At 29.7% G+C, this 9,608-nt stretch carries 5 protein-coding genes and 5 pseudogenes; 8 read left to right on the top strand and 2 right to left on the bottom strand.

The features are described from left to right. From U881_RS0100715 to U881_RS11760, 8 genes and pseudogenes are all read left to right on the top strand, one after another. Positions 1 to 608 (top strand): variable large family protein (locus tag U881_RS0100715; protein ID WP_024652939.1); only part of this gene is annotated, 608 nt, incomplete at its 5' end. A 375-nt stretch (positions 609 to 983) separates the two neighbouring features. Continuing rightward, positions 984 to 1,124, top strand: coding sequence for a hypothetical protein (locus tag U881_RS12465; RefSeq protein ID WP_160164757.1), 141 nt, complete (start codon positions 984 to 986; stop codon positions 1,122 to 1,124). A gap of 94 nt (positions 1,125 to 1,218) precedes the next feature. Next, a pseudogene (locus U881_RS13015) lies at positions 1,219 to 1,485 on the top strand (variable large family protein); the annotation flags it as partial. A gap of 39 nt (positions 1,486 to 1,524) precedes the next feature. Continuing rightward, positions 1,525 to 1,644: pseudogene (locus U881_RS13645) on the top strand (variable large family protein); the annotation flags it as partial. A gap of 312 nt (positions 1,645 to 1,956) precedes the next feature. Further along, positions 1,957 to 2,997, top strand: a pseudogene (locus U881_RS10290) (variable large family protein). Between the two features lie 656 nt (positions 2,998 to 3,653). Continuing rightward, a pseudogene (locus U881_RS10285) lies at positions 3,654 to 4,312 on the top strand (variable large family protein); the annotation flags it as partial. Positions 4,313 to 5,681: 1,369 nt separating this feature from the next. Then, complete coding sequence (locus U881_RS13460; RefSeq protein ID WP_268744139.1) at positions 5,682 to 5,813, top strand: hypothetical protein; 132 nt, start codon at positions 5,682 to 5,684, stop codon at positions 5,811 to 5,813. A 616-nt stretch (positions 5,814 to 6,429) separates the two neighbouring features. Continuing rightward, positions 6,430 to 6,618: pseudogene (locus U881_RS11760) on the top strand (variable large family protein); the annotation flags it as partial. Positions 6,619 to 7,989: 1,371 nt separating this feature from the next. Here U881_RS11760 and U881_RS0100670 read toward each other — a convergent pair. Further along, positions 7,990 to 9,183 carry a hypothetical protein gene (locus U881_RS0100670; protein ID WP_024652943.1) on the bottom strand — a complete coding sequence of 398 codons (1,194 nt, stop codon included), beginning with the start codon at positions 9,181 to 9,183 and terminating at the stop codon, positions 7,990 to 7,992. Positions 9,184 to 9,405: 222 nt separating this feature from the next. After that, a partial coding sequence (locus tag U881_RS10280) for an FAD-dependent thymidylate synthase (RefSeq protein WP_038363065.1) occupies positions 9,406 to 9,608 on the bottom strand: 203 nt, incomplete at its 5' end.

Here is a 9,608-nt window from a genome sequence, read left to right as displayed (position 1 = left end):
CTGGTAATGGTGTTAAGGGTGATAATGTTGATAGTCTAGTGAAGGGAATTAAAGATATTGTAGATGTTGTACTTAAAGGCAAAGGTAAATATGATGCTGGTAATAGTAAAAAAGCTGAGGATTTTTCTGCTGAAAGAACTGCTCAAGCTGCTAATGGTGAGGCAGGAAAATTATTTGCTGCTGATGCAGATGCTGCTGCTAATGCAAAGAAGTCAGCGGCAGATGCAGCAAAAGCAGTTGGAGCAGTAACTGGTGTTGATATACTGCAAGCTATATCTAAAGATGATGGTGCTGCTAAATTAGCGAAAAATAATGATGGTAATGCTGGTGCTGTCCCTAAAGATGCAACTATAGCAGGAGGTATTGCATTGAGAGCAATGGCTAAGAATGGTAAATTTGCGAATGCTAATGCTGCTGATGCTACTAATGCTAATGTTGCTATTTCAATTCAAGGAACATCAATAAGTGCAGTTACTAAGGCATTAGATATATTAACAGTAGCAATAAGAAAAACTATTGGTTCAGGACTTCAGGCAGTTAAGGAAGCAATGAAAATTAATCCTGAAAATACTCCTTTAACTACAGAGTCTGGTACTGCTATTAAATAGATATAAATAAATTAGATAATAAAGTTATTTAAGGGAAACACTTTTTTCTTTCTGTAGGAGAATTGTTTTCCTTTTAGTATATCTTATTAAACGTTTATCGTTTCTTAATTTAACAGAATAATTTCAATTTGTATATCATTGATTTTTATTTACTAAGATTATGCTTGTAGTGATGATGGGATGTAATAGCTTGAATATTATTATATTACGCTATTGACATGCCAAACTATATATCTTAACTTAACACTAAAAAAAGCGCCGTAATGCGCTATCAGTTTTTTGCCTCACATTATAATGACATTCAATATCATTCGTTCATTTTTGTTTCGTTGTCCTTCTAAATTAATAAGAAAGAAATAAGGGGGGAATAAAAAAATGAAAGTAAAAAAAGAAAGAGAGGAAAAATGGGAGGGAAGAGTAATGAGAAAGCTCGTAAAGAGAAGTATGGTGATGATGTTGGTAGTGATGATGGGATGTGGGCAACAAGGACAGCAAGAAAGAGAGAAACCAGGATAGCAGAATGGAGTTGGGAGAGGATTAAGTGGTGCAATGATGGAAGTCGGGAGGAGTGCTGAAAGAGTTTTTTACTCATTTTTAGAGTTGGTTTCCGATGTTTTGGGTTTTGACTGTTAAACTAGAGACAAAGAGGAATGAGGTAGTAGGAGTATATTTTAGCAGTCTAGGGAATAAGCTTGGAAAAGCAGCAAACGAGTTGGAACAAGTAGCAAAAAAACAGCAAGCAGGTATTGATAAAAGTGATTCATCAAATAAGATAATTAGAGGAGTTGTTAATTCAGCTAAGAGTACTTTGAGTACATTAAAAGAGCATTTAAATTCTTTAAAGGATATAGGTGATGCTAACAAGATAGTTGATGTAACAAGTGATCAACAAGGATTGGTGTTGGGTGAATTTGAAGCAGTTAAATTAGCAGCAATAAATGCAGTAAATAAGGTATTAGGGATACTTAATGTAATTATTACTAAAACAGTAAGTCAAAATTTAGAAAAATTAAGAGAAGCTGTTCATGGAATAAGATTACTCAGAGACTGCTGGTCAATTTCTGGAAGCTGGTATATTACTAATAAGACATATTAAAATGCAATTAAGGGAAACTATTATCCTTCTCATAACAAAAATAACGAAAAAAGTGTTTTCCTTAATTGACGTTATTTTTTTAGTTTAATAATTTATTTAGTAGAAATAAGTTGGGTAATTTATCGTTTTTTTATTTGATAAGTGTATTTTCTTAATTTTTTGTTCATTTATGTGTCATTTTCATTCATTTTTTCTGTTGTACTAATCTTAACCCTTCTCTCCTCTTTTTTCTCTTTCTCTTTTATTTTTTTCATTTCTCTTTTTCTTCCTTACTTTTTTCTCTCTTTAAGGGAGAAGGAAGATGGTAAAGAGAAGTATGGTGATGATGATGGTGATGGGGATTGATAATGGGATGTAATAGTGGGTTGATAGAGGAGAAAGAGGGATTAGAGAAGAGGAATAGTTTTTTAGATTCTTTGGTTAAGCTTGGGCAAGGGTTTTATGAGATTTTTGGCGTTTTTGGGAATGCTATTGGGGATGAATTAGGGTTTAGTGTGGTGAGAAATCGGGGGATAAGAGAAGTAAGGTAGGAGAACATTTTAAGAAGATTGGAGAAGGACTTACAGCAACTAAAAATAAGTTAAAAGAGCTATCAAGTAAAATCTTTGAAGCTAAGAATGCTGAGAGGGGTACAATTAAAGTAGTGGAGGATGCAATTAAGGGAGCAAGTGATGTTTTTTTTGAACAACTAGTTGGTGCTTTAACTAAACTTGCTGGTGTAACTAATGCTAATGTTAATATTGGAGATGCTAATAATGCTGGTGGTGCAGCTGGAGCTAATAGGGATAGTGTTAATGCAGTAATTGAAAGTGTAAAAACAATTATTGATGCAACAGAGAAATCTAATGTCAAGATTGAGAAGGGGACTGCGGGTGGTGAAGTGACTAATGCTAATGGACTTAAGTTATTAGCTCACAATGCTCAAGCTGACCAGGGAACTGCTTCTAAATTTGCTGGAGAGGTATCAAAAGCGGATCCATGGGCAATGATTGATAAGATAAAAAACGCTACTGCTTCAGGTATTGCTACTACTGCTAACGCAGAAGCTGGTGCACTTGCTCTTGGTGGTAATTCTGCGGCCAATGGTGCCGGTACTGCTAGAACTAATGTGGACTTAGCAGCAGCAGTAAGTGCGGTAAATAAGGTATAGGGGTATTGAATTTGATTATTAGAAAAACAGTAAATCTTGAACTTGATAAAATCAAAACGGCTGTTAAAGGAATGAAGTACTTTGGGATTATTGGAAATAATGCTACAGAAACTGGTACTACTCAAACTACTGTTAGTAAATAAATAATAAAAAATAAATAGTCAATTTAAATAATAGATTTAATTAAGGAAAGCATTTCTTTATTTTTGTGTGAGAGTTGTTTTCCTTTTTTTTGTATTTTAGTAGTTTGAAAAAGTTAATAGAAAGAGTGAAAACATTAATTTAATGACTTTTTAATATTATTTTAAACACTTCTCTTGTTCTTTTTGAAGCAGGACAGAGAAGATGTTTTTTAATTAAGTGAGATGTTGTTTATATCTTGTGGTAGGTCAGAACTATTTCATTTATCATGTGTGTATTTCATTTGTTTTTTATTTATTCATTTTTATTTCATTTTTGCCGTTGGAGTAAAGTTAGAAAGAGAGACTCATTAAAGAATAGAAGGGAACTTATAAAGAAGAGAAGAAAAAAGGATTTGGACCGAGTAACTTTTTTTAGAAGTTAGATGAGATTAGTGAGGAGAGCTTATTTAGAAGATCTTATTTAGATAAGATTATGTAGAAGGTCTTATTTAGAAGAGCTTAGTGAGAGAGTAAAGAAAGGGAAGAGAAGGGAGCTTTAAATAATTGAGGATTTAAAGATTGGGGGGAATTAAAGAGTTTGTTAAGGAGGGAAAATTATGATGAGAGGAATTAGAGAAGCAAAAACTAAAGAAGAAATGAGAGGAGGTAGTGGGAAGATGAATACTATTATCAAGAGAAGTTTGCTTATTATTATGATTTTGGGAATTATGGGATGTGGACAACAAGTAGAGAAACCAGAAGGGAAAGGGAAAAATTTAAATGAGGTGTTGATTGAGGTCGGAAGAAGTGCTGAGAATGTTTTTTATTCATTTTTGGAGTTGGTTTCAGGGACTTTGGGTTTTACTGTTACTAAAGATACGAAAAAAAGTGAAGTAGGAGATTATTTTAACAGTCTAGGGAAGAAAATTGCATCTGCATCAGAAGAATTGGAGCAAGTAGCAGTAAAATCAACAACAGATGTTGATAAAGATGGTATATTAAATAAGACCATTAGAAGTGCAGTTGATACAGCTAAGAAGACATTAGAAGTATTAAAGGGACATTTAGATTCTTTAAAGGATATAGGTGATGGTGATAAAGTAGGTGAGGAACCTCCCAACAAAATGGAATAGCAGCAGATATAGAAGGATTGAAGAAATTATATAATGCATTGAAAGGAATAGTTGATACAGCTGGAGAAGAGGGTGTTGCAAAACCAAAGGCAGGAAGCACAGCAGTAAAATTAGGTAATGCAGATAATAAGGATGGCGCTAAGATTTTAGCTGCAAATGCTCAAGCAGGAGCAGCAGTGGGAGAGAAAGCAGCAGCAATATTATAGTTGTAGTTGATGATGATCTAGTTATAGAAAAAGATATTAAAGATAAATTTCGATAATGATGATAAGTTGAGGAATTAGTAGATATTATGGGTTATTTTAATGATATATTAAGGTAAATGTTTTTGTTAAGTAGTGTGGATAAGAAATAGAAGATTTATTAAATAAGGGATATTAGGTTTAGATGGGGGATTTAAATAAGGCTTATTGGTTTTAGGAAAGAATAGTTTACGATATGAGAGCATTGTTAAAATGATGAGCTTATAGAGTATTTAATGAAGAAATGAACATACAAGTCTATGTAAACAAGTAGTGCTTAAGTTTTATGTTAAGGAGCATATTTGTTGGTAAGCTATAGTTATTTAAGAAGATAAATCCGTAGAGAAGCTTGTTAAGATAACAGAAATAACAGCTAGTTCACAACAATAAAGAATCATAGATATAAATAAAAAAGTGAATACTAAATAATAAAGGTGATTTAAAGGAAAGATTTTTTAGTTTTTGAAATGCAGATAGGGGATGTTTTCTTGTATGTATACAGATTATACTAATTGATATTAATCTAATTTTATTATTTTAGCAATTATCTATGGTTGTAGTTGTTTGCATTGAAACCACAACTTAATAATATCAAGATAAAAGTAATAGTGTTAAATTAAAAAATAAATAAGTAATGATTCTGATAGTGAGAAATGAATAAAGCATGTTGGGAAAGAATATAAAGATCTGATTACAGTTAAAATTCCTGGAATGAGAACAGTATATGATAAGATTGTAGGTGTTCTAGATACAATTAAGTAAATTATTATAATATGTAAATAGAAAGGAAGATAGGGTATGTTAAGCTATCTTCCTTTCTATTTAGAGTAAGTAAAAATACTATTTATCTGGCAACAATATTTGTGTGAGTGAGTAAGTTTTTACTAATGTAAGTTTTTAGTATGGATTGCGTAATGCTTGGTATGTTTGATAATCTTTATCATTAGGGTATGCTTTGTAGTCTTTGTTGTGAATTTCTTTTATCTTTGTAATTAAAGAAATTACTGCAGTTTTGAGTTCATCTAACTTTGTCTTTGCAGATAGGTTGTTGCTTTGTAAAATTCCATCGTAATTATTATCAGTTGTAAGTATTTAGCTGTATTTAAACTCTTTTCAATTTCACTTAGAAGTTTTTTAAGAGCTGCTTCTAATTTATCTTTTGAAAACTTAGAGACTTCTTCTCTTGCTGTTTGTTTTTCATGTTCTATCAGCTCTTATTCCGTAATGATTGCTTAATTTGATCCTATGGAATTTGATTGTATCCAAATCATTTTTTATTAGTTCAGCTATTTTAAGTGCTTGCTCAATATTATCTGTGATATTCTTTAGTTTGAATTTATATAGATTGTCTAATCTGGTTTCTAGCTTAGAATCTGCATCGTCATCTTTGTCAAATTCATCTTCTTCAACTGTTATTGATCTGTCAGAGTATGAATTTGATATTATTGGGTTTGAATCATAATGTGAGTTATAGGTATATCCGTATTGAATATTGTGTGATTCACCATTTAATGCATTGAGAGCAATTTTATTGTTGCCCCTGAAAAGAATATTTGCATTTGATTGGTTTTCAACTGTCTCACTGTTTTGATGAAAATGATTATTAATATTATTTTCACTGGTGTAGGTTATATTGTTATCTAGTTTTGATATGTTGTATTCTATTGTATGAGTTAAATTTGTTTTTGCAGGAGTATTAATGGCTATTTTTTGTGTTACTATATTTTTATCAGTATTTGAAGTAGTGATTGAAGCGTTATCAATAATGTTATTACTATTAGAATAACTTTTACTTTGGGTTGTATCATTTGTTTAGGTGATATATCTTTTGTATTTTTGCTATTAATTTGAATAAAGACAATTAAGGAAAACATTTTTTTTATGTAAGCGAGTTGTTTTCCTTTCTAGTGTTTTAGTATTTTTTATTAGACATTTTTCATTTGTTCATTTGACAAGTAAATTTTAATTTATATATGGTGCATGCAAAAAGTGCTATATCTTTGTGTTCATTAGTTAAGAATGGGGTTAAAAATGGAAAGTTGGCATCAGGTTCAGCAGGTGGTGGTGCAGGATGAAAAAAAGAAGTACAAAAAGTAGGGATCGCTGCAGTAAATAAGTTATTAGGAGCAGTAGAAAAAATAATCAAGAAGTCAGTCAAGAGTGTTATTGGGAAGGCAAAAGTAAAAATAGATAAAGCAAGAGATCTAAAAGTATCAGATTCGAAACCAAATAAGCTAAGAGAGCCTGATGACTTTCTTATGATGTAAGGTTAATTGTCTATTTATCATTTTTACTTTGGTGATTAAATTTTCTTAATTCTTTGTTCATTTATTTGTGTTTGTGAATTTTTGTTTTTTAGTTTTTTGGTTTTGGGAGGAGAATAAGGAGATAAAAAAGACATGAAATAAAAATCAAGTAAGATAAAAAGTTATTTCGAAGAAACACTTCTCTTATTCTTTGTAAGGCGTATAGGGGAAATGTTTTTTTGTAAATAGACTAATTTCAATATATTCTTTATGAAGCATTTATTTAACAATTAAATTTCAATTTATATATAATTTATTCATTATATATAAATTATATATTTTTTTTGATTTTTCTGTTGAAGTATATTGGGAATAACCAAGTAATCTCCGAAGAAAAGAGGAAAGAAGAGAAGTAAAAAGAGAGAACTTGGGGAAAAAGGAGGAAAAGGAAAAGGAGGGGAAGAGAAGAGAGATAGGGAAGGAAGAATAGAGAAGGGAAAGAAGAGAAGTGTGATGATAATGGTGATGATGGTAGCTATACTATTAGACAGAATATTTGTACTATAGATAGTAATTTTACGAATACTATCTATAAGTATAGATATATTTATGTGTGTTATTAATTTATTTATTGTTATTAATTTATATTAAAAAAAAGAATTTAGGTTTATACTTTCATTTAAGTTTCAATTTTACGGTAATTGGAGATATTCTTAAAGGTTTTAGGGCGCGCTTTGATACTTTCATGGTCAATCCTAATTTACGAATTAATGAAAACAGCCAGTAATACTGAAATCTATATTAAGCAGCAATATTTATCGAAATTATATACCATAAAGAAAAAATATTCAATAAATATTAATCCTAGAGTATTATACTAATTGATATTAATCTGTATTTTTTTTATAATTTTATTGAAAAATAAATAATTATAATAGTGCTAATTAGATAAAGAGTTTATATAGTTTGTTAATTTTATTTAAGTTTTAATTTTAGGTTGGTTGTAGATGCTATTAACGGTTTTCAGTGTGTTTTGATATTTTTATAATTGTATAATTTTACGGGTTAATCAAAACAGTTAATATGCTGAACCCATCTTAAGCAGGATACTTATTATCAATTAATATTAATCTTAGAGGAATTTATTCAAGAAGCAAAATTATATCTTTAAGAAGATTTGGGGAAATAAGGCTTAAAAGCTTAGATATTTTATTTTAATACTTAAAAAGGAGAGACATTTTTAGGGATGTCTCTTTTAATTTTATTTGGACAAATTTTTGAAAATAACTTACAAATTTTATATTGCTTGATTGTGATATTATATTGAGTTTTGGCAATAAAGGAAGATAGGTCAACGACCTATCTTCCTTTATGTAAATATAAAATACTTATTTATCTGGCAACAATGTTTGTTTTGTTAAGTAAGTCTTTTACTGATTGGAGTGTTGAATATGGATTTCGTAATGTTTGGTATGTTTTGAAATCTTGATATAATGAAGGATATGCTTGGTGATTATTATTCTGATTTTTTTGAACTTCTGTAATTAAAGAACTTACTTCACTTTTAAGTTCATCTAATTTTTTCTTTGCATATAGGTCACTTTGCAGATTTCCACCATATTCTTTGTCAACAAATGTAATAAGTGATGTAGCGTCGTTTAAACTTTTTTCAATTTCGCTTAAAAGTTCTTTAAGATTTGTTTCTAATTTATCTTTTGTGAATGTAGATAGTTCTTCTTTTGCTTTTTGTTTTTCATGTTCTGAAGCTTTTCTTCCATTATTGCTTAATTTGAGCCTATTGAATTCAATTTTATTCAAATCCTCTTTTATTTGTTCAGCTATTTCAAGTGCTTGTTGGACACTATCTATAATCTTCTTTAATTTAAATTTGTATATGTTATCTAATCTAGTTTCTAGTCTTTCTTCATCATCATCTTCTTCAAATTCATCTTCCTCAATTGTCATGGAACTGCCAGAGTATGAACCTGATATTGTTGTTGGTTGTGAATCATAGTGTGAAAGATAAGTATAGTCGTATTGAATATTATTTGATTCACCATTTAATCCGTTTAAGGAAGTTTTACTGTTACCCTGGAAAATATTTGATTTGTGTTCAATTGTTTCACTATTTTGATGATAAGGCTGGTTTTCTTTGTTGAACTGGATTGTAGGCTTATTTAGTGTTGATGTTGTTGTTATATCTTTATTAGTGCTTGAAATAGTATTTGAACTATTATCAATAATGTTACTATTAGAATAACTTTTCTTTTGGCTTGTGTCAGCAGTTCTGATAGTAATATTTTCGTGTTCAGATAGACTATCTTTTATATCTTTTTGTAATTCAGGTTGTTGAAGTGATTTGATTTTTTTAATTTTTCTCTTAATTTTAGGTAGATGTTTTTGTGAAGATTTGTTATTAGAATTATGTTTGATGTCTTTATCACTACTAGTATCCAGACTCATGGAGTTTATTACTTGATCAAGTAGTGCTGAAGACTTGCTTTTGATGTTTTCGGTTAAGAATAAATCGCAACCAATTAAACTAAAGATTAATGTTAAAGCTAAATGTTTGTTTTTTAAAATCATATTTTGCTCCTTAAGGTTTTATATTATAAAAGTATATAGCAATATGAGTTTAATTATAAAGTTTATTAGGTATAATCTGGGTGGTATAAGTCTAATGAGATGAGTGGTTATTATATATATAAATTAATTTTTTGTCAAAATCAATGAATTTTAAAAGAAAAGATATTGGTAAAAATTAATTGTTGTATTAACTTTTGGAACGAATTGTGTTTACATTTTGTGTTAAGGCATCCATATTTGTGCAAGACAATGGATAAGACATAGAATAGCAAGGGGATAATCATGCATTTCTTTTGATGAATTCTCATTCACTTCTTTGATTTCATTTAATGATAATCTTAATTTTATAAGATGAAAAAGATTATTTAAATCAATCTGACAGTACCATTTGGTATATGAGCTTAAGGGTAAAACTATTCTAGAAA

It is taken from the genome of Borrelia persica No12 (assembly GCF_000500045.1).
GTDB lineage: Bacteria > Spirochaetota > Spirochaetia > Borreliales > Borreliaceae > Borrelia > Borrelia persica.
Note: the sequence above shows the minus strand (reverse complement) of the source record. Positions and strands in the feature narration are given on the sequence as shown.